We start from the raw sequence: 22167 nt of genomic DNA on the forward strand, positions 1-22167 counted from the left end.
CCGGCCGCGGAGGGCCTCGCGGATGGGTGGCGGGCAGGGCGCGGAAGCCGATGGGCGCCTCGCGACCCCGGTGACGGAGGAGGAATTCGCCGCGCTGATGGCGCCGCTCGGACCGTTCGGGGCGGCGCCAATCCTCGCCGCCGGCGTGTCGGGCGGGCCGCACAGCCTGGCGCTGGCGCTGCTCGCCGGGCGCTGGGCGGAGGTGCGGGGCGGGCGGCTGCTCGCCCTGGTGGTTGATCACGGGTTGCGGGCCGGCAGCGCGGCCGAGGCCGAGGGGGTCGCGGCGATGCTCGCGGGGCGCGGCATCGCCGGCCGGGTGCTGCGGCTCCGGCTCGCGCCGGGCGGGGCGCGGGTCCAGGAGCGGGCGCGGGCGGCGCGGATGGCGGCGCTGCTCGCCGCCTGCCGGGCGGCGGGCGCGCCCTGGCTGCTGCTCGGGCACCACCGGGGGGACCAAGCGGAGACGGTGCTGTTCCGGGCGTTGCGCGGCAGCGGCGCGGCGGGGCTGGCGGGGATGGCGCCGGTGCGGGCCGCGGCGGAGGCGATGGTGCTGCGGCCGCTGCTCGACGTGCCGCCGGCGCGGCTGGAGGCGGTGGTGGCGTGGGCGGGGCTCGTGCCGGTGCGCGACCCGACGAACCTCGATGCCCGCTTCGCCCGCGCGCGCCTGCGCGCGGCGCTCGGCGATCCGGAGGGGACGGGGACCGCGACGGCGGCGCTGGCCGGCGCGGCGGCGGCCTTTGCGGCACGGCGCGCGGCGGCGGAGGCCGCGGCGGCCGATCGGCTGGCCGCGGCGATGGCGCTGCGGCCGGAGGGTTTCGCCTGGCTCGATGCGCAAGCGCTGGGGCGCGACGCGGTGGCCGAGGCGGCGCTCGGCGGGCTGCTCGGCCTGCTCGGCGGCGCGGGGTTTCCGCCGCCGCGGGAGGGAGTGCGGCGGCTGCTGGCGCTGCTCGGCGGGAGCCGGGACGGGACGGGGGCGCGGCGCGGGGCGACGCTCGCCGGGGTGCGGCTGCACGCCGCGGCCGAGGCGGCACGGGCGCTGCTCGTGCGGGAGGCGGCGGCGGCGCTGCGCGCCCCGGCGACGGCGGCGGTCGACGGGGCGGTCTGGGACGGACGCTTCCGGGTGAGCGGGGACGGCGGCGAGGGCTGGACCGTCGCCGCGCTCGGCGCGGCGGGCGTGACGCCGCCGGAGGCAGCGCGGCTGCGGCGCGCGGCGGCGCGGCGCGGCGTGCCGCGGCTGGCGCTCGCCGCGCTGCCCGCCATCCGGGACGCGGATGGGAGGCTGGTGGCGGTGCCGGCGCTGGACTATCCGGCCGCGTCGGCGGCGGGCGGGCTCCGGCTCGACTTCGCGCCGGCCGGGGGGCCGCTCGCCGCCTGGGCGGCGCGTCCGGATGCCGCGGCGGCCGGGTGACGGGCGGGGTCGCGCCGGGCGTGACGGACGGTCTATGATGGTTGCGGAAGGCCCGCGGCGGATCGGCGGCGTCGCCGGCGCGGCGCCCGGGTCGGTCCGGGGCGATGCGGCAGGTGTGGATGGCCGAGCTGGTGCAACCGCGCGCGACGGCCCGCGCTCCCGGGAGTGCGGGCGGGGCCGGCGATGTGCCCGCCGCCGCCGCGGCCATTCAAGGCGGGGCGGAGGCGCCCTATCTTGGGAACAGCAACGCGCGGTCGGCGCGCCCCATGGAGGGGGGTGCCGGCGGAGGACGGAATCCATCGTGAACAATTTCGGTCGCAACCTCGCGCTCTGGGTGATCGTGGCGCTGCTGCTGGTGGCGCTGTTCAACCTGTTCCAGCCCGCGAGCGTGCAGCGCGGGGCCGCGCGCGAGGTGGCCTACAGCGACTTCCTCAACGACGTGAACGCGGGGCGGGTGCGCGAGGTCGTCATCCAGGGCCGCACCATCACCGGCCATGGCGCGGACGGAACGGTCCGTGCCTACACGCCGGAGGACCCGGGCCTGGTCGCGCGCCTGACCGAGAAGGGCGTGCGCGTCGTCGCGCGGCCCGAGGAGAGCGACGTCAACCCGCTGTTCCACTACCTGCTCTCCTGGTTCCCGATGCTGCTGCTGATCGGCGTCTGGGTGTTCTTCATGCGCCAGATGCAGTCGGGCGGCGGGCGGGCGATGGGCTTCGGCAAGAGCCGCGCGCGGCTGCTGACCGAGAAGCACGGGCGCGTCACCTTCGACGACGTCGCGGGCATTGACGAGGCGAAGGCCGAGCTCGAGGAGATCGTCGAGTTCTTGCGCGACCCGCAGAAGTTCCAGCGCCTCGGCGGCAAGATCCCGAAGGGCGTGCTGCTGGTGGGGCCGCCGGGCACCGGCAAGACCCTGCTCGCGCGCGCCATCGCCGGCGAGGCGAACGTGCCCTTCTTCACCATCTCGGGCTCCGACTTCGTCGAGATGTTCGTGGGCGTGGGCGCGAGCCGCGTGCGCGACATGTTCGAGCAGGGGAAGAAGAACGCGCCCTGCATCATCTTCATCGACGAGATCGACGCGGTCGGGCGGCACCGCGGGGCGGGGCTCGGCGGCGGCAACGACGAGCGCGAGCAGACGCTGAACCAGATGCTCGTCGAGATGGACGGGTTCGAGTCGAACGAAGGCGTGATCCTGATCGCCGCGACCAACCGGCCGGACGTGCTCGATCCCGCGCTGCTCCGGCCCGGGCGCTTCGACCGGCAGGTGGTGGTGCCGAACCCGGACGTGGTCGGGCGCGAGAAGATCCTGCGCGTGCACATGCGCAAGGTGCCGCTCGCCGCCGACGTGGACCCGAAGGTGATCGCGCGCGGCACGCCGGGCTTCTCCGGCGCCGACCTCGCCAACCTGGTGAACGAGGCGGCGCTGCTCGCCGCGCGCACCGGGCGGCGCACGGTGGGCATGCACGAGTTCGAGCAGGCCAAGGACAAGGTCCTGATGGGCGCCGAGCGCCGCTCGCTGGTGATGAGCGAGGAGGAGAAGCGCATGACCGCCTACCACGAGGCGGGCCACGCGCTGGTGGCGCTGCACGAGCCCGAATGCGACCCGGTGCACAAGGCGACCATCATCCCGCGCGGGCGGGCGCTCGGCCTCGTCATGTCGCTGCCGGAGGGGGACCGCTACTCCAAACACAAGGCGAAGCTGAAGGCGGAGCTCGCCATGGCGATGGGCGGGCGCGTCGCCGAGGAGCTGATCTTCGGGCCCGACAAGGTGAGCAACGGCGCCGCCGGCGACATCAAGATGGCGACCGACCAGGCGCGGCGGATGGTCACCGAGTGGGGCATGAGCGAGAAGCTCGGCATGATCGCCTACGCCGACAACAGCCAGGAGGTGTTCCTCGGCCACGCGATCACGCAGACGAAGAACATCTCCGAGGAGACGGCGCGGCAGATCGACGCCGAGATCCGGCGGATCATCGACGAGGCCTACCAGCGGGCGAAGAGGATCCTGTCGGAGAACATCGACGAGCTGCACCTGCTGGCCAAGGGCCTGCTCGAGCACGAGACGCTGACCGGTGACGAGATCCGGCAGGTGATCCGCGGCGAGCCGATCGTGCGCCAGCGGCCCGACGAGCCGCTGGCGGGCGGACGCGGCAGCGTGCCGACCAGCGGCCGCGCGGCGGCGCAGCCGCGGCCGCCACAGGGGCCGCTGAGCCCGGCGCCGGCGCCGGGCACCTAGGGCGCGGGGGCGGAGGCCCCGTCACCTGCGCGCGCGTCGGCGGCGGTGCGGGGACCGAGGGAGCCGGACCAGGTGGAACGTTGGATCGAGCCGCTTGCCCTGCTCTCCGGCCCCTCCGCCTTCCAGGCGGTGCGCGAGGGCCACGCCCTCCCGCTTGCCGGCGGGCCGGCCGCCTTCGCCCTCGTCCGGCTGATCGGGGACGGGCGCCCGTTCGGCCTGATGCCGCCCGGGGCGGTGCCGGAGGACTGGGCCGACGCGCTGCACGCCCTGACGCGGCGCCCGGCGCCCTTCGCCGGCCTCGCGGCGGGGCGGCCGCTGGTGATGGGGATCGTCAACGTCACGCCCGACAGCTTCTCGGAGGAGGGCGCGCGCCTCTCCGATCCCGGCGCGGCGATCGAGGCGGGGCACGCCATGCTGGCGGCGGGCGCCGACATCCTCGACATCGGCGGCGAATCGACGCGCCCCGGCGCGCAGCCGGTGCCGGCGGAGGAGGAGATCCGCCGCATCCTTCCGGTGGTGCGCGAGCTGGCCAAGGCGGCGCCGGTCTCGGTGGACACCCGCAACGCCCGCACCATGCAGGCGGCGCTGGACGCGGGGGCGGAGATCATCAACGACGTCTCGGCGCTGCGCCACGACCCGGCGGCGATGCAGGTCGTCGCGCGCGGCGGGGCGAGCGTGATCCTGATGCACATGCTGGGCGACGACCCGCGCACCATGCAGGACCGGCCGCGCTACGACGACGTGGCGCTGGAGGTGGCGCGCTTCCTGCGCGACCGCGTGGCGACGGCGGAGGCGCTCGGCATCCCGCGCTCGCGCATCGCCGTGGACCCCGGGATCGGCTTCGGCAAGACGCTCGCCCACAACCTGGCGCTGACCGAGCGGCTGGCGCTGCTCGCGGGGATCGGCTGCCGGGTGGTGTTCGGGGCGTCGCGCAAGCGCTTCATCGGCACGCTGAGCAGGGTCGCGGAGCCGCGCCGGCGGGTCGCGGGGAGCGTGGCGGCGGCGCTGGCGGCGGCGGCGCGCGGGGCCTCGGTGCTGCGCGTGCACGACGTGGCGGAGACGGTGCAGGCGCTGCGGGTATGGCGGGCCTGCGAGGCCGGCGGGGAGGAGGGCGAGGAGGCGGAGCGGTAGCGGAGGGCGCGTTACAGGGCACGGCCATCGCGCTACAAACCTCGCCATGAGCACGCCCTCCCGCCGCCTGTTCGGCACCGATGGCGTCCGCGGCACGGCGAACCGCGCGCCGATGGACGCAGCGACCGCGCTCCGGCTCGGCCAGGCCGCCGGGCTCTACTTCAACCGCGGCAACCACCGCCACCGCGTCGTGATCGGCAAGGACACCCGGCTCTCGGGCTACCTGCTCGAGCCGGCGCTGACCGCGGGGTTCATCGGGGCGGGGATGGACGTGGTGCTGGTCGGGCCGCTGCCGACGCCCGCGATCGCGATGCTGACGCGCAGCATGCGGGCCGACCTCGGCGTGATGGTCTCGGCCAGCCACAACCCGTACGAGGACAACGGCATCAAGCTGTTCGGGCCGGACGGCCTCAAGCTCTCCGACGCGCAGGAGGCGGAGATCGAGGCGCTGATGGCGGCCGATCCCGCCGACCGCCTGGCGGCGCCGGCGCGTCTCGGCCGCGCGAGCCGCATGGAGGACGCGCCGGGGCGCTACATCGAGGCGGCGAAGGCGACCTTCCCGAAGGGGCTCTCGCTCGACGGCCTGCGCGTGGTGGTGGACTGCGCCAACGGCGCCGCCTACCGCGTGGCGCCGACCGTGCTGTGGGAGCTGGGCGCCGAGGTGGTGCCGGTCGGGGTGGCGCCGGACGGGTTCAACATCAACCGCGACTGCGGCTCCACCGCCCCGGAGCGGCTGGCGGAGATCGTGCGCGAGCGGCGCGCGGATCTCGGCATCGCGCTCGACGGCGACGCCGACCGGCTGGTGCTCTGCGACGAGCGCGGGGCGGTGGTGGACGGGGACCAGATCCTCGCCCTGGTGGCGGGGTCCTGGGCGAAGGCGGGGCGGCTCGCGGGCGGCGCGGTGGTGGCGACGGTGATGTCGAACCTCGGGCTGGAGCGGCATCTCGAATCGCTCGGGCTGCGGCTGCACCGGACGAAGGTCGGCGACCGGTACGTGGCCGAGCGGATGCGCGAGACGGGGTGCAACCTCGGCGGCGAGCAGTCCGGGCACGTGATCCTGAGCGACTTCGCCACCACCGGGGACGGGCTGGTGGCGGCGCTGCAGGTGCTCGCGGTGCTGGTCGAGGAGGAGCGGCCGGCGAGCGAGGTCTGCCGTCGCTTCGCGCCGCTGCCGCAGAAACTCGTCAACGTGCGCTACGCGGGCGCCTCGCCGCTCGGCGACGCCGAGGTGCAGCGGGAGATCGCCGCGGCGGAGGCGCGGCTCGGCGCGCGCGGGCGCGTGCTGATCCGGGCGAGCGGGACGGAGCCGGTGATCCGCGTGATGGCGGAGGCGGAGGAGGAGGCGCTGGTGGAGGAGGTCGTCGGACGGCTCGCCGCGGCGATCCGCGCGCGCGCGGCGGCGCTGGCGCTGGCGGAGAAGGACGCGGCGGCGGCATGAGGGGGCGCGTGCTGATCGTCGCCGGGTCGGACTCGGGCGGCGGGGCGGGGATCCAGGCGGACATCAAGGCGGTGACGGCGCTCGGCGCCTTCGCCGCGACCGCGATCACGGCGCTGACGGCGCAGAACACGCTCGGCGTGCACGCGGTGATGGCGGTGCCGGCGGCGTTCATCCGCCAGCAGATGCGCGTCGTGCTGGAGGACATCGGCGCGGACGCGATCAAGACCGGGATGCTGCACGACGCCGCGACGATCGAGGCGGTGTGCGACGAGCTTGCGGCGCGCGCGCCGGAGGTGCCGCTGGTGGCCGATCCGGTGATGGTGGCGAAGGGCGGGCACCGGCTGCTCGCCGCGGAGGCGGTGGAGGCGCTGCGGCGCCGGCTGCTGCCGCGCGCCGCGGTGATCACGCCGAACCTGCCGGAGGCGGAGGTGCTGGCGGGCATGGCGATCGCCGACCTGGCGGGGATGCGCCGGGCGGCGGAGCGGCTGCTTGGCCTCGGCGCGCGGGCGGTGCTGCTGAAGGGCGGGCACCTGCCGGGCGCCGTGGTGACGGACCTGCTCGCCACCGGCGCCGGCGTCGAGAGCTTCGAGGCGCCGCGGATCGAGACGCGGCACACGCACGGCACGGGCTGCACGCTGGCGAGCGCGATCGCGGCCGGGCTCGCGCAGGGGATGGGGCTGCGCGCGGCGGTGCTGCGCGCGCGGGCCTATGTGCGCGCGGCGATAGCGGCGGCGCCGGGGTTCGGGCACGGGCACGGGCCGCTCGATCACGCGGTGACGCTCGATCCGGCGCGGGTGGCGGGGCTGGGCTGAGCACCCGCCCGGCCGGCAGGGGCAGCGAAGGTCCCGGTGCCGTTCGCGGCGCCGGGGATCGAGGGCGGCGGCCGAGCCGCCGGCTATGGACGCGCGTGCGGCGGCCGCCCTAGGGTTCCGACGCCCTGTCGCGCGGAAATACCGGCGGGGCCTCGTCGTACCGAGAAAAAAACCACTCTAGGGGGAGATACGCCCATGAACCTTCCGCTCTCGCGGCGGCGCCTCACGTCTGGAAGCGCGGCTATGGTCGGGGCCGCCGCGGTCGCTACCCGCCGGGCCGAGGCGCAGAATGCCTGGCCCGCCCGCACCGTCCGCATGGTGGTGGGCTTCACCGCGGGCAGTGCGACCGACGTCACCGGACGGATGTTCGCGCAGAAGTTCAGCGAGGCCTGGGGGCAGCCGGTGGTGGTGGAGAACATCCCCGGCAACTCCGGCGCCATCGGGGTCGACCGCGTCGCCAAGGCGGCGCCCGACGGCTACACGCTCATGTGGGCCGGCAACGCCGCCATCACCATCCTGCCGAGCCTCCAGAACCTCCCCTTCGATCCGCTGAAGGACCTCGAGTCGATCTGCATCACGCTCAGCATGGCGTCGCTGCTGTTCGTCAACAACGACCTGCCGGTGCGCTCCGTGCCCGAGCTCGTCGCGCACGCGAAGGCGAATCCGGGGAAGCTCTCCTACGGATCGCCGGGCATCGGCACGCCGCAGCACATCGCCGGCGAGATGCTGTGCCACCGCGCCGGCATCCAGATGGAGCACATCCCCTATCGCGGCGCCAACATGGCGGACGTGCTGAGCGGCCTCGTGCCGGTCGGCATCCAGAACGCGGGGGCGGCGATGCCGCTGGTGCGCGCAGGGCGGCTGCGGTGCATCGGCGTCACCTCGCTCAACCGCTCGTCCACCGCGCCCGACCTGCCGACGATCGCGGAGCAGGGGTTCCCCGGCTTCGAGGCGACCTCCTGGTTCGGGCTGATGGCGCCGGCCGGGACGCCGAGGCCGATCCTCGACAAGGTCCGCGCGGAGGCGCTGAAGGTGCTCGCCGACGAGACGATGAAGGAGCGGTTCGCCTCGCTCAGCCTGGACACGGTCGGGAGCACGCCGGAGGAGATGCGCAGGGTCATCGCCACGGACATCCCGAAATGGGCGCAGGTGATCCGCGAGGCCGGGATCCCGACCAGCCGGTAACGGCGCGCTCCTGAGCGGCAGCGCGCCGGCCTGCCGCGGCACGGGGCGGCACCGCCGCGGACGGCCGGGAGGGAACGCAGGCGGCCGCGCGGTGGTCCGCGGCCGCCCGTCGGCGGGCCGGACGGGCTACCGCGGGCGCTCGACCTCGTGCAGGCCCCGGCGGATCTGCCTGGCGATCGCCTCGGCGCCCCGTCCCGCGGCGAGACGGGCGGCGAGCCTTGCCAGCACGCCGACGCCCTGGCCCTCGGCCAGCCGGTCGGCGACGCGGCGCAGCCGCGCGCGGATGCGCGCCTCCAGCCCGCCGGTCCAGGTCCTGCCGGCCGGCCATTCGGGCTGCGGGAGCGGGGCGCGGGGGCCGGCGACCAGCGGGATGATCTGCAGGGTGCCCGGCGCGCGGCCGCGATACTCGCTGGCGAGCCCCGGCGCGCGCGCGGCGAGGCCGCCGAAGAGCGGGTTCGCCTCGTCCAGGACGAAGTGGCTCGCCAGGTAGTCGCGGCAGTTCCTGCGGCCGAGCAGGTAGTCGTGCACGCGGAGGTCGCGGTCGAGGAAGCCGAGGAAGGCGCCGAGCCCGGCGCTCGCCAGCGCCTCGCCGCCCCAGAGCGTGCCGCCATCGGGCGTCTTGCGCCCGGCGGTGAGCAGGAAGCGGCTGCCGACGCCCTCCTCGAGCGCGAGCAGCAGGTCGGAGGTGGCGAAGCGCGCCTGCGACTTCCACGCGCCGATCAGCCCGCCGGCGACGCCGAGCAGGTCCAGCCCCTGCGTGGCGGGCAGCGGCGCCTCCGGCGCGGCGGCGAAGGGGTCTATCAGCAGCACCGCCGCGCGCGCCGCCTTCCCGTCGCGCTCGAGCGAGTTGCCGAGACCGGCGAGGGCGATGCGGACCAGCTCGACCGGCTGGTTGTTCAGCGCGCCGCCGTCCACGCAGTCGAAGACGTAGCGGCCGCCGTCCGGGCGGCGCTCCGGGGGGAGCGCCTCCCAGCGCGGCGTGCGCAGGCGCGCCCGCGGCGGGTGGACGACGCCCCTGGCGTCGGTCCAGCCGGGGAGCAGCGCGGCGCGCCAGCGGTAGTGCTCGGCGGGGCGTTCGAGCCGGCGCGGCGGGAAGCCGCTGGGGAAGGCGCCGGTGGCCTTGGCGTATTCGGCGAAGCGCGCCCACTCGGCGCGGTCGCGCGCGAAGTCGGGGCCGACCAGCCACTCGTCGCCGCGCAGGTCGAGCGAGTCCGGCGCGGCGCCGGAGCGCAGGGGGAAGGCGAAGAGCGCGTGGTCGGCGTGGTCCACGTAGTGGCTCGCCCGCGGCCGCGGCGCCGCGCCGCCCGGCGTCGCCGCGGGCGGCGCGAAGTCTATGCCGTAGGGGACGCCGCGCAGATTGGTCAGGGTGACGAGGACGCGGAAGGGATCGGCGAGCCAGGCGCGCGGCGTCTCCAGCGCCGACACGCCCGGCGCGCCGGGGCCCCAGTCGAGCAGGAGGCTGCCGGCCTGCTCGATCGCCCAGCCGTCGAGGACGGAGGCGGCGAGGGCGGCGGGATCCTCCAGGTCCCGCGCGCCGAGCATCGCCTCGATGTCGAGCTGCTCGACCCAGAGCTGCCAGAAGGGGTTGCCGGGGGCGCCGGCCGCGGTCTGCGCGTGGCGGAAGCGGCAGGTCGCGGCGCGCGCGAGGAGCGCGGCGCAGACGCCGCCGCCGGAGGCGCCGCCGAGGATGTCCAGGCGGACGCTGTGGCGGGGCACGTCCTCGCCGGCGCGCTTCGCCGCCTCCCAGGCGTCCAGCGCCTCGATCAGGAAGTCGAGGACGCCGGCGGTCCAGGCGCCGGCGGAGACGGTGCCGTTGAGCACGATGCCGAGGCGGAAGGTGGTCGCGTCCGCGGGCTGCGTGACGAGTGGCTTCTGGAGGCGGGCGAGGATGGCGTCGGGGGTCATCGGCGGGTCCTCAGCGATAAGAAAATAATCCTAGGACCGATCCGCAGCCGGATGCAAGCCGCGCGTGCGACGCGCGGACCCGCCGCCCTTGCCAGCGCCGGCGCGATGGCGTGATCTCGGCCGCCGCGCGTCGAGAGGAGGGGGCGATGGGTGCTTCAACGGCGAGGCGGGACGGCGCGCCGACGCTGCGCGTCTTCTTCGTGGACGCCTTCGCGGCGCGGCCCTTCGAGGGCAATCCCGCCGCCGTCGTGCCGCTCGCGCGCTGGCTGCCGGACGCGACGCTGCAGGCGATGGCGGCGGAGCACAACCTGAGCGAGACGGCGTTCCTGGTGCGCGAGGCGGGCGGCTGGCGCCTGCGCTGGTTCACGCCGGCGGCCGAGGTCGAGATGTGCGGGCACGCGACGCTCGCGAGCGGCTTCGTGCTGGCGACCGAGTTCGGGGAGAGGGCGCCCTACGCCTTCGCGACGCTCTCCGGGACGCTCGGCGTGGAGCGGGAGGGGGAGCGGTTCGTGCTCGACTTCCCGGCGCGGACGGCGGAGCGGGTGGCGGAGCCGCCGCCGGGGCTCGCGGAGGCGCTCGGCGTGGCGCCGCGGGAGGTGTGGCGGGCGCGGGACTGGATCTGCGTGCTCGATTCGGCGGAGCAGGTGGCGGGGCTCCGGCCCGATTTCGCGAAGCTCGCGGCGCTGCCGGGAGGCGAGCGGGTGATGGTGACGGCGGCCGGGGGGCCGCCCGGGCATGACGTCACCAGCCGGTACTTCGCGCCGAAGGTGGGGGTGCCGGAGGACCCGGTGACGGGGACGGCGCATGTGCAGCTCGTGCCGTTCTGGGCGGCGCGGCTCGGGCGGACGGCGCTGGTCTGCCGCCAGGCGAGCCGGCGCGGCGGAACGCTGTGGTGCGAGCTGCGCGGGGCGCGCGTGCGGATGGGCGGGACGGCGGTGCTCTACGCGCGGGGGGAGATCCTGCTGCCGGACGCCGGCTGAGGCGGCGCCGCGTCCTACCCGCCGCCCGGCGGCAGCGCGCCCGATCCCGCCGCCTCGACGGCCCGGAGCACGGCACCGAAGGCGGCGGCCCAGACGGCGAGCGCTAGGGCCCAGCGGTGCGGCACGCGCAACTGGCCGGCGAGTTCCGCTGCCAGCAGGGACAGCGTGCCGGCAGTGAGCAACGCGGCGAACAGCGTCAGGCTCGCCCCCGGCACCAGCCAGCAGAGGCCCAGCGCCGCGGCGAAGAGGGCGGCGCGGCAGGCCCGCAGGGCGGGGTGGCGACGGCGGTCCGTGCGCATGGGGCAGATCCAACGGAGGCGACGCCCGGGGGTTGCCCCGCTGCGCCCGAATCGGCTATGCGGCGCGCGGGCCACGCCCCCCCACCGGGGCGCATCTGCTTCTGCAAGGGAGCATCCGATGGCGACGCTCGCCACGCCGAAGCCGGACGTCCGTCCGGCCAATCCCCGATTCTCCTCCGGTCCCTGCGCCAAGCGACCCGGCTGGTCGCTCGCCGCGCTCGAGGGCGCGCTGCTCGGGCGCAGCCACCGCGCCTCCGCGCCGAAGGCGCGGCTCGCCGAGGTGATCGAGCGCTCGAAGGCCATCCTCGGCATGCCGGCCGAATGGCGACTCGCGATCGTCCCCGCCTCGGACACCGGGGCGGTGGAGATGGCGCTGTGGAGCCTGCTCGGGCCGCGCGGGGTGGACGTGCTGGCCTGGGAGAGCTTCTCCGGCGAATGGGCGACGGACGTCACGAGGCAACTCAAGCTCACCGACGTGCGAGTGCACAAGGCTCCCTATGGGCGCCTGCCCGATCTTTCGGCGGTGGACCCGGGGCGCGACCTGGTCTTCGTCTGGAATGGCACGACCAGTGGCGTGCGGGTGCCCGACGGCGACTGGATCTCGCCGGCGCGGGAGGGTCTCGCGATCTGCGACGCGACCTCGGCGGCCTTCGCGATGCGGCTGCCCTGGGACCGCCTCGATGTGGTGACCTGGTCCTGGCAGAAGGTGCTCGGGGGCGAGGCGGCGCACGGGATGCTGGCGCTGTCGCCGCGGGCGGTCGAGCGGCTGGAGTCCTACGCGCCCCCCTGGCCGCTGCCGAAGATCTTCCGCATGACCAAGGGCGGGAAGATCAACGAGGGGCTGTTCCGGGGGGAGACGATCAACACCCCCTCGATGCTCTGCGTCGAGGACGCGCTGGACGGGCTGCGCTGGGCGGAGGCGATCGGCGGGCTGGAGGCGCTGATCGCGCGCTCGGAGGCGAACCTCGCCGCCGTGGCGCGGTGGGTGGAGCGCACGCCCTGGGTGGACTTCCTCGCCGAGGATCCGCGCACCCGCTCCTGCACCTCGATCTGCCTCAAGATCGTGGCGCCGTGGTTCGGGGCGCTGCCGGCGGAGAAGCAGGCGGCGGCGGCGAAGCGGCTCGCGGCGCTGCTCGAGAGGGAAGGGGCGGCGCTCGATGCCGGCGCGTACCGGGACGCGCCGCCGGGGCTGCGCCTCTGGGGCGGCGCGACGGTCGAGACCGCCGACGTCGAGGCGCTGCTGCCCTGGCTCGACTGGGCCTTCGCCGCGGTCGAGGACGAGTTCGCGGCGGCGACGCAGGCGGCGGAGTGAGTGCGATGCCCAGGGTCCTGATCTCCGACAAGCTCTCGCCCGCCGCGGTCGAGATCTTCAGGCGCCGCGGCATCGAGGCGGACTTCAGGCCGGGCCTGTCCCCGGCCGAGCTGCGCGCGATCATCGCGCCCTATGACGGGCTCGCGGTGCGCAGCGCGACCAAGGTGACGCGCGAGCTGCTGGAGGCGGCGCGGAACCTCAAGGTGGTGGGGCGCGCCGGCATCGGCGTGGACAACGTGGACGTCACCAGCGCCACCGCGCGCGGCGTCGTCGTGATGAACACGCCCTACGGCAACGCCATCACCACCGCCGAGCACGCGATCGCGATGATGTTCGCCCTCGCCCGGCAGATCCCGGAGGCGAGCGCCTCCACCAAGGCCGGGAAGTGGGAGAAGAACCGCTTCATGGGCGTCGAGCTGTTCGGCAAGACGCTCGGCCTGATCGGCTGCGGCAACATCGGCTCGATCGTCGCCGACCGCGCGATCGGGCTGAAGATGAAGGTGATCGCCTACGATCCCTTCCTCTCCGAGAAGCGGGCGCGCGAGCTCGGCGTGGAGAAGGTCGAGCTCGACGAGCTGCTGGCGCGGGCGGACTTCGTCTCGCTGCACGCGCCGCTGACGGAGCAGACGCGCAACATCCTCTCGCGCGAGGCGCTGTTCCGCATGAAGAAGGGGGCGCGGCTGATCAACTGCGCCCGCGGCGGGCTGGTGGACGAGGCGGCGCTCCACGACGCGCTGCGCGAGGGGCACCTCGCCGGCGCCGCGCTCGACGTGTTCGAGACCGAGCCGGCGACGGAGAGCCCGCTGTTCGCGCTGGAGAACGTGGTGTGCACGCCGCATCTCGGCGCCTCGACCATGGAGGCGCAGGAGAAGGTGGCGCTGCAGATCGCCGACCAGATGGCGGACTTCCTGCTGAGCGGCGCCGTCTCCAACGCCATCAACATGCCGAGCGTGACCGCGGAGGAGGCGCCGCGGCTCAAGCCCTACATGGAGCTGGCGCGGCTGCTCGGCAGCCTGGCCGGGCAGCTCACCGCGGCGCAGCAGGCGGTGATCCGCTCGATCCGCGTCGAGTACGAGGGGCACGCGGCGGAGCTGAACCACCGGCCGCTGACCGCGGCGGCGCTCGCCGGCGTGCTCGCGCCGCTGCTCGGCGCGGTGAACATGGTCAACGCGCCGGTGGTGGCGCGCGAGCGCGGCATCGAGGTGGCGGAGACGACGCTCGAGCGCAGCGGCGAGTACCAGACGCTGCTGCGCCTGACGGTCGTGACCGACCGCTTCGAGCGGAGCGTCGCCGGCACGCTGGTCGTGGGCGACCGGCCGCGGCTCGTCGCCATCAAGGGCATCGCGGTCGAGGCGGACTTCGCGCCGCACATGCTCTACGTGACGAACCAGGACAAGCCGGGCTTCATCGGGCGGTTCGGCATGACGCTCGCCGAGGCGGGGATCAACATCGCGACGCTGCACCTCGGCCGCAGCGAGCCGGGGGGCGACGCGATCTGCCTCGTCGGCCTCGACGGGCCGGTGCCGGAGGAGGTGCTGGCGGCGGTGCGGCGCCTGCCGCTGGTGGTGCAGGCGACGCCGCTGGCGTTCTGACGCCCGCGCGGTCAGCGGCGGCGTTCGAGGCGATCGAGTTCCGCCGCCACCGCGCCCGCCGCCTCGCGCGTGTGGGGCAGGGGCGGCAGGGCGCCGAGCCGGGCGAGGGTGGCGCGCGGGCCGAGGGCGAAGATGCGCGGGGCGTCGAGGGCGGCCTCGGCGCGGGCGGGGCTGCCGGCCTCGAGGGCGTCCGCGGCGGCGCGCAGGCGGTCCATCACCGCCTCCGGCGGCGCGTCCGGCGCGATGCCTAGGGCCTCGCGCGCCTCCGCCCGCGCCGCGCGGAGCTGGAACAGCACCGTCGACTGCACCTCGGGCGCGTAGCGCGGCTCGGTGGCGAGGGCGTGGGCGAGGAATTCGAGCTGCACCACGGCGCGCGCCGCCGCGGCCGGACGGCCGGCGTATTGCGCCGTGTCGCCGAGCAGGCGCGGCGCGTTGAGCGCGGCGCCGCGCACCGGGTCGCCGATGCCGAAGAGGTACTCCGCCGCCGGGTCCGCCGAACAGGCGGCGCCGAAGGCGGGGAGCGCGAGCAGGAGGGGGCGTCGGGGAAGGCGGTGCATCGTGACGACTCCGGAACCGGCGGTGCGCCGAAGATGGTCCGCCTGGCGGAAAGCGCCAGCGCCGCGGGGCCGGTCCTGCCGCGCGGGGGTTGCGGCCCCGGCCACCCCCTGCCACACAGCGCGCGACCGCGCCGGCCGCGCCGCAGCGCCGGCCCCTTGGCACGCCCGCCCCGCCCCAGGCCCCGATGACCGACGACCCCCCCAACCCCGCCCTCCTGCCCGCCGGCCTGTTCGACCTGCTGCCGCCCGAGGCGGAGCGCGAGGCGGCGCTGGTCGAGGCGATGATGGGCGTCTTCGCCCTGCACGGCTACGAGCGGGTGCGGCCGCCGCTGCTCGAGTTCGAGGACAGCCTGCTCGCCGGCTCCGGCGCGGCGGTGGCGGAGCAGACCTTCCGCCTCATGGATCCGGTGAGCCAGCGCATGATGGGGCTGCGCGCCGACACGACGCCGCAGGTGGCGCGCATCGCGGCGACGCGGCTGGCGCAGGTGCCGCGGCCGCTGCGGCTCTCCTATTCCGGGCAGGTGCTGCGGGTGCGCGGCACGCAGCTCGCGCCGGAGCGCCAGATGCCGCAGGCCGGCGTGGAGCTGATCGGCGCGGCGAGCGCGGCGGCGGACGCCGAGGTCGCCGTGGTGGCGGTGGAGGCGCTGGCGGCGGTCGGGGTCTCGGGGGTGAGCCTCGACATCACCCTGCCGCGGATGGCGCCGGCGCTGCTCGACGCGGCGGGGGTGGAGGGGGCGCTGCGCGGGCGCCTGGCGCGCGCGCTCGACGGCAAGGACGCGGCGCGGGTGGCGGCGCTGGCGGCGGAGGCCGGGCCGCCGGCGGTCGGGCTGACCGCGCTGCTCGCCGCCGCCGGGCCGGCCGACGGGGCGCTGGAGGCGCTCGCCGCGGCGGCGCTGCCGCCGACGGCGCGGGCGATCGCCGACAACGCGGCGGCGGTGGTGGAGGCGATCCGGGCGCGCGCGCCGGGGCTGCGCATCACCCTCGATCCGGTGGAGTTCCGCGGCTTCCGGTATCACACGGGGGTCGCCTTCACGCTCTACGGCGAGGGGCGCGTCGGCGAGCTGGCGCGCGGCGGGCGGTACCTGTCGCTCGGCGACGAGCCGGCGACGGGGATGACGCTCTATCCGGACGTGGTGCTGCGCGCGGCGCCGGAGGGCGCGCCGCGGCCGCGGGTCTTCCTGCCGCTCGGCACGGCGCCGGAGGTGGGGCGGCGGCTGCGCGCGCGGGGGTTCGCCACGGTCGCGGCGCTGTCGGCGGCGGACACGCCGGCGGCGCTGCGCTGCACGCATGTGGCGCGGGAGGGCGGCGAGCCCGTCCCGCTCGGGAAGGACTGACGCGGATGGCCAATGTCGCCGTCATCGGCGCCCAGTGGGGCGACGAGGGCAAGGGCAAGGTGGTGGACTGGCTCGCCAGCCGGGCCGACATCGTCGTGCGCTTTCAGGGCGGGCACAACGCCGGGCACACCCTCGTGGTGGGGAACGAGACCTACAAGCTCTCGCTGCTGCCCTCCGGCGTGGTGCGCGGCAAGCTCGGCATCATCGGCAACGGCGTCGTGCTCGACCCGCAGGCGCTGCTCGACGAGATCGCCAGGGTGGGCGCGCAGGGGCTGCGGGTGACGCCGGAGAACCTGCGCATCGCCGAGAACGTGCCGCTGATCCTGCCGCTGCACCCGGCGCTCGACCGGGCGCGGGAGGCGGCGCGCGGGGCGGGGGCGATCGGCACCACGGGGCGCGGCATCGGCCCGGCCTACGAGGACAAGGTGGCGCGGCGGGCGATCCGGCTCTGCGACCTCGCCGAGCCGGAGACGCTGGGCCGCAAGCTCGACGAGCTGCTGCTGCACCACAACACGCTGCTGCGCGGCCTCGGCGCGCCGGAGTTCGGCAAGGAGGCGCTGCTGCAGGAACTTCTGGCGCTGGCGCCGAGGCTGCTGCCCTTCGCCGAGCCGGTGTGGCAGCGCCTCGACGAGGCGCGGCGCGCGGGGCGGCGCGTGCTGTTCGAGGGCGCGCAGGCGGTGATGCTCGACGTGGACCACGGGACCTATCCCTTCGTCACCTCCTCCAACACCGTGGCGGGCAACGCCGCGGCGGGGGCGGGCATCGCGCCGGCGGCGATCGGGACGGTGCTCGGGATCGCGAAGGCGTACACGACGCGGGTCGGGGCGGGGCCGTTCCCGACCGAGCTGCGCGACGAGATCGGCAGGCGGCTCGGCGAGCGCGGGCGCGAGTTCGGCACGGTGACGGGCCGGGCGCGGCGCTGCGGCTGGTTCGACGCCTGCCTGGTGCGCCAGGCGGTGAAGGTGGGCGGCGTGCAGGGCCTGGCGCTGACCAAGCTCGACGTGCTGGACGGGCTGCCGGAGATCAAGGTCTGCGTCGGCTACCGCATCGAGGGTGCGGAGCTGCGCCATCTGCCCGCCGGGATGCAGGCGCAGGCGAAGGCGGAGCCGATCTACGAGACGCTGGAGGGATGGTCGGAGAGCACGCGCGGGGCGCGGCGCTGGGCCGACCTGCCGGCGACGGCGGTGAAGTACGTCCGCCGCATCGAGGAGCTGGTCGAGGCGCCGGTGGCGCTGCTCTCGACCAGCCCGGAGCGCGACGACACGATCATGGTGAGCGACCCCTTCGCGGGGTGAGGCGCGGCGGCGGCCGGGATCAGCCGGCCGCGAACAGCGCGCGGGCGGTCTGCTCGATGCGCCCGGCCCAGGCGAGGCGCGCGCGCCATTCGGCGGGGATTCCCGTGGCGCCGTGGAGCGCGCCGGCGAGCTGGCCGGCGATGGCCGCGGTCGTGTCGGCGTCCTCGCCGAGGTTGGCGGCGAGCAGGACGGCGGCGCGGAAGTCCTCGGCCTGCGCGACGCACCACAGCGCGGCCTCGAGCGCGTGCGCGACGTAGCCGCTGGCGCGGATGTCCCGCCGCGCCTTGCCCCGCCAGGAGCCGGCCATGATCGCGCCGATCGCCCCGGCGTAGGGGCCCGGGCGCGGGCGCAGCACGGCCTCGCGCGGCGCGCCCGCGATCGCGTCGGCGAGCAGCTCGGCGAAGGCGATGCAGGCGACCACCGCCTCGGCGGCGCCGTGGGTGGTGCGGCTCTGCCGCGCCGCGGCGTCGCGCAGCGCCGCGCGGTCGCGCCGGAAGCGCAGCGCGACCGGGGCGAGGCGCATCAGCGAGCCGTTGCCCGCCTTGTCCGGATCGGTGGGTCCGGGGTGGTCGACGCCGCCGCGGCGGAAGCGCGCGAGCGCCTCGCGCGTGGTCAGGCCGATGTCGAAGCAGGTGCCGGTGCAGGAGTACGCGCCGCGCTCGTACCAGGCGAGGAAGCGGCGCAGCAGGTCCTGCTCGTCGAGGCCGCCGCGGGCGAGCAGGCTGTCGGCGAGGGCGAGCGCCATCGCGGTGTCGTCGGTCCACTGGCCGGGGGCGAGGCGGAAGGGGCCGCCGCCCACCATGTCGGTCAGCGGTGGCCGGCTGTCGCGTGCGGCGAACTCCAGCGTGGTGCCGACGGCGTCGCCGACGGCGAGGCCGAGCAGGGCGCCGACGGCGCGGTCCTCGGCGCCGGGGGAGGCGGCGGCGGTGTCGCGCGGGGGCACGGGGCGGCAGGCGCGGACATGCGCCTCCTGCTCCGGCGTCTCGATGGCGCCGGGGCGGGCCGCGCGCACCCGGGCGATCGCCTCCTCGGGCGGCGTGCCGAGTTCGGCCAGCAGGCGGGCGGCGATGGTGCCGGCGCGGCCGAGGCCGCCGCGGCAATGGACGAGGACGCGCTCGCCGGCGTGCAGCCGGGCGCGGATCGCGGCGCCGGCGGACGCGGCCCAGGTCGCCTCGAAGGCGGCGTCGGGGACGGCGACGTCGCGGATCGGCAGGTGCAGCCAGGCCATGCCGTGCGCGCGCACCGCCTCGCCGAGATGCGGGACGCCGAGGAGGCGCAGCTCCCGCGCCTCCGTCAGCGTGACGACGAGGGCGGCGCCCCAGGCGCGGATCGCGGCGAGGTCGAGCGCCAGGTCGCGGTCCCAGGGGCCGCTCATCGCGGCGGGGTCCTTCTTGCCGGGGCAGAAGGTGATGCCGATGCGGCCGAGGCCCGGCCCCGCGGTCACCTCGGCGATGCGCAGCGGATGGGTGATGCTGGTGCGGATGGCGCGACCCTCCTCCCGGGTGGCGTCATCCTATCGCTTCCGTTCCGGTGCGCGAGGGCGGCGCGCGTCAGAGCGCCTCGTACACGCCCTTCTCGAAGGCCGCGAACAGGTCGAGCGCGCGGGCGTCGGCGAAGGGGAGGAGCTGCATCAGGATCACCCCCGCCACGCCCTTCGCCGGGTCGAGCCAGTAGTAGGTGTTGGCGAGGCCCGCCCAGCCGAGGCCGCCCGCGCTGCGGCCCGTGGGCGCGGGGGCGAGGTTGACCTGGAAGGCGAGGCTCCAGCCCTTCGGCAGGCCGGGGAAGAATTCGGCGTCGTTGGAGACGGGCGGGATGGCGGTGCGCAGCGGCGCCACGCGCAGCGCGCCGATCTGGTTGCGCGTCATCTCCCGCGCCGTCTCGGGGCGCAGCAGGCGCACGCCGTCGAGCGTGCCGCCGTTCAGCACCAGGCGCAGGAAGCGGAGGTAGTCGGGCGCGGTGCCGTAGAGCCCGCCGCCGCCCATGAAGAATTCGGGCTGCTGCGGCATCTCGAACTCCACCGGGGCGAGCGTGCCGTCCGCGCCGCGCTGGTGCATGCGCGCCAGGCGCGCGCGCTGCGAGGGGGTGAGGAGGAAGCCGGTGTCGTGCATGCCGAGCGGGCCGAAGACGTGCTCGCGCAGGTAGTCGTCGAGGGGGAGGCCGCTCGCCGCCTCGACCGCCTTGCCGACGAAGTCGGTGTTGATGCCGTATCCCCAGCGCTCGCCGGGGTCGAAGAGGAGCGGCAGGCGGAGCGCGTCGTTGCGGCAGGTGGTGATGGCGGGGAGGCCGGTGTGCTCGAGGTAGCGGCCGAGCGCCTCGCTCCAGATGCCGTAGCCGAAGCCCGCGGTGTGGGTGAGGAGGGCGCGCAGCGTGACGGGGCGGCGCGCGGGGCGGAGGCGCGGGGCGCCGGTGGCGGCGTCGAAGCCCTCCAGTACCTGCGGGTCGGCGAGGAGGGGGAGGAGGCGGCCGAGCGGGGCGTCGAGGTCGAGCCGGCCCCGCTCGACGAGCTGGAGCGCGGCGAGCGAGGTGACCGCCTTGGTCATGGAGGCGATCCAGAAGACCGAGTCGGCGGTCATCGGCGCCTCGGCGGAGAGGTCGCGGCGGCCGAAGGCGCCCTGGTAGAGGGTGCGGCCGTCGGCGGTGGCGGCGAGGGCGACGACGCCGGGGACCGCGCGCGCCTCGGCGGCGTCGCGCAGGGCGGTGTCGATCGTCGTCTGCGGCATGGTGCGGTCCTCCCCCTTCCGCCGGCGGCCGGACGGCGCGCGGCGGAGACGGGGAGCCTAGACCGTTGCGCGGCGCCCCGGGATCACGAGGCGGCCAGGAGGCGGGCGGGCGGGTCGTCGCGGCTCGGCGGGGGCCGCCTATCCGCCGCCGGCCTGCCCGGCGCAGGCGACGCAGGTGGGGAGGGCGGGATCGGGGGCGAGCCGCCCCGGGGCGATGGGCTCGCCGCAGCGGGCGCACCAGCCGTACTCGCCGGACTCGATGCGGGCGAGGGCGGCGGCGATGCGCGCCAGCGCGGCCGCGCGGCGCGGCGGCGGGCGCGTCACGGTCGCGCCGCCTCCAGTCCGTGCTGCTCGCGCACGGCGTGGAAGCGGAGCATCGGCCACTCCTCCTCGGCGCGGCGGCGGCGCCAGTCGGAGGCGAAGAGGGCGACGAGGGCGCCGTCGTGGTCCTCCGCCACGTCGCGGCGGTTGGCGGCGGCGAAGCGGTCGAGGGCGGCGCGGTCCCCGGCGGAGAGCCAGCGCACCACCTCCCAGGGGGTGGCGTCGAATCCGACGGGGATGCCGTACTCGGCCTTCAGGCGGCTCTGCAGCACGTCGAGCTGGAGCTGGCCGACGACGCCGACGACCGGGGGCGCGCCGTCGAGCGGGCGGAAGAGCTGCACGACGCCCTCCTCGGCGAGCTGCGAGAGGGCGGTCCTGAGCTTCTTCGCGAGCATCGGGTCCTCGAGCCGGACGTGGCGCAGGATCTCGGGGGCGAAGCTCGGCACGCCGCGGAAGTTCAGGGACTCGCCCTCCGTCAGGGTGTCGCCGATGCGGAGCGTGCCGTGGTTGGCGATGCCGACGACGTCGCCGGGCCAGGCCTCCTCGGCCACCTGGCGGTCCTTGGCGAAGAAGAACAGCGGCGCGTTGACCGGGACCTGCCTGCCGGTGCGCACCTGCCTCAGGCGCATGCCCTTGAGCAGGCGGCCGGAGCAGACGCGCAGGAAGGCGACGCGGTCGCGGTGGTTGGGGTCCATGTTGGCCTGGACCTTGAAGACGAAGCCGGTCAGGCGGTCCTCCTCCGGCGCCACCTCGCGCGAATCGGCCGCGCGCGGCCGCGGCGGCGGGGCGTAGCGGGCGAGGCCGTCGAGCAGGTGGCCGACGCCGAAGTCGCGCAGCGCCGAGCCGAAGAAGACGGGGGTCAGCGTGCCCTCGCGGAAGCGGGCGAGGTCGAATTCCGGGCAGGCGGCGAGGGCGAGGCCGGCCTCCTCGCGCAGCGCGGCGGCGCGCTCGGCGCCCACCAGCGCGGCGAGGCGGGGGTCGTCGGGCCCGGAGAGGGGGATGGCGTCGGCCTCGGTCGCGTCCACCGGGAGGAAGCGGTGGTGCAGGAGGTCGAAGGTGCCGGCGAAGTCGTGCGCGCGGCCGACCGGCCAGGCGACCGGGGCGGCGTCGAGGGCGAGGGTCTTCTCGATCTCGTCCATCAGCGCGAAGGGGTCGCGGCCCTCGCGGTCCATCTTGTTGACGAAGGTGAGGATCGGGATGTCGCGCAGGCGGCAGACCTCGAACAGCTTGCGCGTCTGCGCCTCGATGCCCTTGGCGGCGTCGAGCACCATCACCGCGGCGTCCACGGCGGTGAGGGTGCGGTAGGTGTCCTCGGAGAAGTCCTCGTGGCCCGGCGTGTCGAGCAGGTTGAAGACGAGGCCGCCGCGCTCGAAGGTCATCACCGAGGTGGCGACGGAGATGCCGCGCTCCTGCTCGATCTTCATCCAGTCGGAGCGGGTGTGGCGCGCGTCGCGCTTGGCGCGCACGGCGCCGGCGAGCTGGATGGCGCCGCCGCGCAGCAGCAGCTTCTCGGTCAGCGTCGTCTTGCCCGCGTCCGGGTGGGCGATGATGGCGAAGGTGCGCCGGCGCGCGGCCTCGGCGGCGAAGGGGGATGCGGGGAGGGGCAGGTCCATCGGGCGGGGCTCGGATCGGGGCGCGCGGGCGGGGT

18 protein-coding genes are annotated in these 22167 nt (G+C 76.0%); 11 read left to right on the forward strand and 7 right to left on the reverse strand.

Annotation, left to right across the window (positions count from 1 at the left end; genetic code table 11):
• Positions 1-22 precede the first annotated feature (22 nt).
• From tilS to IEX99_RS17585, 6 genes are all read left to right on the forward strand, one after another.
• Positions 23-1405 carry a tRNA lysidine(34) synthetase TilS gene (gene tilS / locus IEX99_RS17560; RefSeq protein WP_188902700.1) on the forward strand — a complete coding sequence of 461 codons (1383 nt, stop codon included), beginning with the start codon at positions 23-25 and terminating at the stop codon, positions 1403-1405.
• A gap of 301 nt (positions 1406-1706) precedes the next feature.
• Positions 1707-3638, forward strand: a complete 1932-nt coding sequence (gene ftsH / locus IEX99_RS17565; protein WP_188902702.1) for an ATP-dependent zinc metalloprotease FtsH — start codon at positions 1707-1709, stop codon at positions 3636-3638.
• A 72-nt stretch (positions 3639-3710) separates the two neighbouring features.
• Positions 3711-4769: a dihydropteroate synthase gene (gene folP, locus IEX99_RS17570; RefSeq protein ID WP_229678108.1), complete on the forward strand. Its 1059-nt coding sequence runs from the start codon at positions 3711-3713 to the stop codon at positions 4767-4769.
• Positions 4770-4815: 46 nt separating this feature from the next.
• Complete coding sequence (glmM, locus tag IEX99_RS17575; RefSeq protein WP_188902704.1) at positions 4816-6207, forward strand: phosphoglucosamine mutase; 1392 nt, start codon at positions 4816-4818, stop codon at positions 6205-6207.
• Positions 6204-7019: a bifunctional hydroxymethylpyrimidine kinase/phosphomethylpyrimidine kinase gene (thiD, locus tag IEX99_RS17580; RefSeq protein ID WP_188902706.1), complete on the forward strand. Its 816-nt coding sequence runs from the start codon at positions 6204-6206 to the stop codon at positions 7017-7019. Before glmM ends, thiD begins: the two co-directional genes overlap by 4 nt.
• Before the next feature lie 243 nt (positions 7020-7262).
• Positions 7263-8204 (forward strand): Bug family tripartite tricarboxylate transporter substrate binding protein, encoded by a 942-nt coding sequence (locus tag IEX99_RS17585; RefSeq protein WP_188902708.1) that lies wholly within the window; start codon positions 7263-7265, stop codon positions 8202-8204.
• 126 nt (positions 8205-8330) lie between these two features.
• On the opposite strand, the gene IEX99_RS17590 is transcribed toward IEX99_RS17585, so the two are convergent.
• Positions 8331-10109, reverse strand: a complete 1779-nt coding sequence (locus IEX99_RS17590; protein ID WP_188902709.1) for a patatin-like phospholipase family protein — start codon at positions 10107-10109, stop codon at positions 8331-8333.
• Positions 10110-10255: 146 nt separating this feature from the next.
• Between IEX99_RS17590 and IEX99_RS17595 the strand changes: the two genes are divergently transcribed.
• The gene (locus IEX99_RS17595; protein ID WP_188902710.1) at positions 10256-11089 is read left to right on the forward strand and encodes a PhzF family phenazine biosynthesis protein; all 834 of its coding nucleotides are present in this window, start codon (positions 10256-10258) and stop codon (positions 11087-11089) included.
• Between the two features lie 14 nt (positions 11090-11103).
• On the opposite strand, the gene IEX99_RS17600 is transcribed toward IEX99_RS17595, so the two are convergent.
• Positions 11104-11388 (reverse strand): hypothetical protein, encoded by a 285-nt coding sequence (locus IEX99_RS17600; protein ID WP_188902711.1) that lies wholly within the window; start codon positions 11386-11388, stop codon positions 11104-11106.
• Positions 11389-11506: 118 nt separating this feature from the next.
• Here IEX99_RS17600 and IEX99_RS17605 point away from each other — a divergent pair, with 118 nt between their 5' ends.
• Together IEX99_RS17605 and serA are read left to right on the forward strand one after the other, a co-directional pair.
• Positions 11507-12700 (forward strand): phosphoserine transaminase, encoded by a 1194-nt coding sequence (locus IEX99_RS17605; protein ID WP_188902712.1) that lies wholly within the window; start codon positions 11507-11509, stop codon positions 12698-12700.
• 5 nt (positions 12701-12705) lie between these two features.
• The gene (serA, locus tag IEX99_RS17610) at positions 12706-14292 is read left to right on the forward strand and encodes a phosphoglycerate dehydrogenase (RefSeq protein WP_188902713.1); all 1587 of its coding nucleotides are present in this window, start codon (positions 12706-12708) and stop codon (positions 14290-14292) included.
• Between the two features lie 11 nt (positions 14293-14303).
• On the opposite strand, the gene IEX99_RS17615 is transcribed toward serA, so the two are convergent.
• Positions 14304-14849 (reverse strand): hypothetical protein, encoded by a 546-nt coding sequence (locus IEX99_RS17615; protein WP_188902714.1) that lies wholly within the window; start codon positions 14847-14849, stop codon positions 14304-14306.
• A 185-nt stretch (positions 14850-15034) separates the two neighbouring features.
• Between IEX99_RS17615 and IEX99_RS17620 the strand changes: the two genes are divergently transcribed.
• Complete coding sequence (locus tag IEX99_RS17620; RefSeq protein ID WP_188902715.1) at positions 15035-16183, forward strand: ATP phosphoribosyltransferase regulatory subunit; 1149 nt, start codon at positions 15035-15037, stop codon at positions 16181-16183.
• 5 nt (positions 16184-16188) lie between these two features.
• Positions 16189-17478 carry an adenylosuccinate synthase gene (locus IEX99_RS17625; RefSeq protein WP_188902716.1) on the forward strand — a complete coding sequence of 430 codons (1290 nt, stop codon included), beginning with the start codon at positions 16189-16191 and terminating at the stop codon, positions 17476-17478.
• Between the two features lie 19 nt (positions 17479-17497).
• On the opposite strand, the gene IEX99_RS17630 is transcribed toward IEX99_RS17625, so the two are convergent.
• From IEX99_RS17630 to IEX99_RS17645, 4 genes are all read right to left on the reverse strand, one after another.
• Positions 17498-18922: an ADP-ribosylglycohydrolase family protein gene (locus tag IEX99_RS17630; RefSeq protein ID WP_229678109.1), complete on the reverse strand. Its 1425-nt coding sequence runs from the start codon at positions 18920-18922 to the stop codon at positions 17498-17500.
• A gap of 106 nt (positions 18923-19028) precedes the next feature.
• Positions 19029-20198 carry a serine hydrolase domain-containing protein gene (locus tag IEX99_RS17635; protein WP_188902717.1) on the reverse strand — a complete coding sequence of 390 codons (1170 nt, stop codon included), beginning with the start codon at positions 20196-20198 and terminating at the stop codon, positions 19029-19031.
• Between the two features lie 138 nt (positions 20199-20336).
• Positions 20337-20522 carry a TraR/DksA family transcriptional regulator gene (locus tag IEX99_RS17640; protein WP_188902718.1) on the reverse strand — a complete coding sequence of 62 codons (186 nt, stop codon included), beginning with the start codon at positions 20520-20522 and terminating at the stop codon, positions 20337-20339.
• A complete protein-coding gene (locus tag IEX99_RS17645) occupies positions 20519-22132 on the reverse strand; it encodes a peptide chain release factor 3 (RefSeq protein WP_188902719.1) in 1614 nt (537 codons plus the stop codon). Before IEX99_RS17645 ends, IEX99_RS17640 begins: the two co-directional genes overlap by 4 nt.
• Positions 22133-22167: the final 35 nt, after the last annotated feature.

Origin of the sequence: Caldovatus sediminis, from assembly GCF_014644455.1 — a bacterium.
Classification (GTDB): Bacteria; Pseudomonadota; Alphaproteobacteria; order Acetobacterales; family Acetobacteraceae; genus Caldovatus; species Caldovatus sediminis.

Excerpts from the sequence above, each read along its gene's own strand:
- tilS (WP_188902700.1), top strand. The coding sequence starts at position 23 with ATGGGTGGCGGGCAGGGCGCGGAAGCCGATGGGCGCCTCGCGACCCCG.
- glmM (WP_188902704.1), top strand. The coding sequence starts at position 4,816 with ATGAGCACGCCCTCCCGCCGCCTGTTCGGCACCGATGGCGTCCGCGGC.
- thiD (WP_188902706.1), top strand. The coding sequence starts at position 6,204 with ATGAGGGGGCGCGTGCTGATCGTCGCCGGGTCGGACTCGGGCGGCGGG.
- IEX99_RS17585 (WP_188902708.1), top strand. The coding sequence starts at position 7,263 with ATGGTCGGGGCCGCCGCGGTCGCTACCCGCCGGGCCGAGGCGCAGAAT.
- IEX99_RS17590 (WP_188902709.1), bottom strand. The coding sequence starts at position 10,109 with ATGACCCCCGACGCCATCCTCGCCCGCCTCCAGAAGCCACTCGTCACG.
- IEX99_RS17595 (WP_188902710.1), top strand. The coding sequence starts at position 10,256 with ATGGGTGCTTCAACGGCGAGGCGGGACGGCGCGCCGACGCTGCGCGTC.
- IEX99_RS17600 (WP_188902711.1), bottom strand. The coding sequence starts at position 11,388 with ATGCGCACGGACCGCCGTCGCCACCCCGCCCTGCGGGCCTGCCGCGCC.
- IEX99_RS17605 (WP_188902712.1), top strand. The coding sequence starts at position 11,507 with ATGGCGACGCTCGCCACGCCGAAGCCGGACGTCCGTCCGGCCAATCCC.
- serA (WP_188902713.1), top strand. The coding sequence starts at position 12,706 with ATGCCCAGGGTCCTGATCTCCGACAAGCTCTCGCCCGCCGCGGTCGAG.
- IEX99_RS17615 (WP_188902714.1), bottom strand. The coding sequence starts at position 14,849 with ATGCACCGCCTTCCCCGACGCCCCCTCCTGCTCGCGCTCCCCGCCTTC.
- IEX99_RS17620 (WP_188902715.1), top strand. The coding sequence starts at position 15,035 with ATGACCGACGACCCCCCCAACCCCGCCCTCCTGCCCGCCGGCCTGTTC.
- IEX99_RS17625 (WP_188902716.1), top strand. The coding sequence starts at position 16,189 with ATGGCCAATGTCGCCGTCATCGGCGCCCAGTGGGGCGACGAGGGCAAG.
- IEX99_RS17635 (WP_188902717.1), bottom strand. The coding sequence starts at position 20,198 with ATGCCGCAGACGACGATCGACACCGCCCTGCGCGACGCCGCCGAGGCG.
- IEX99_RS17645 (WP_188902719.1), bottom strand. The coding sequence starts at position 22,132 with ATGGACCTGCCCCTCCCCGCATCCCCCTTCGCCGCCGAGGCCGCGCGC.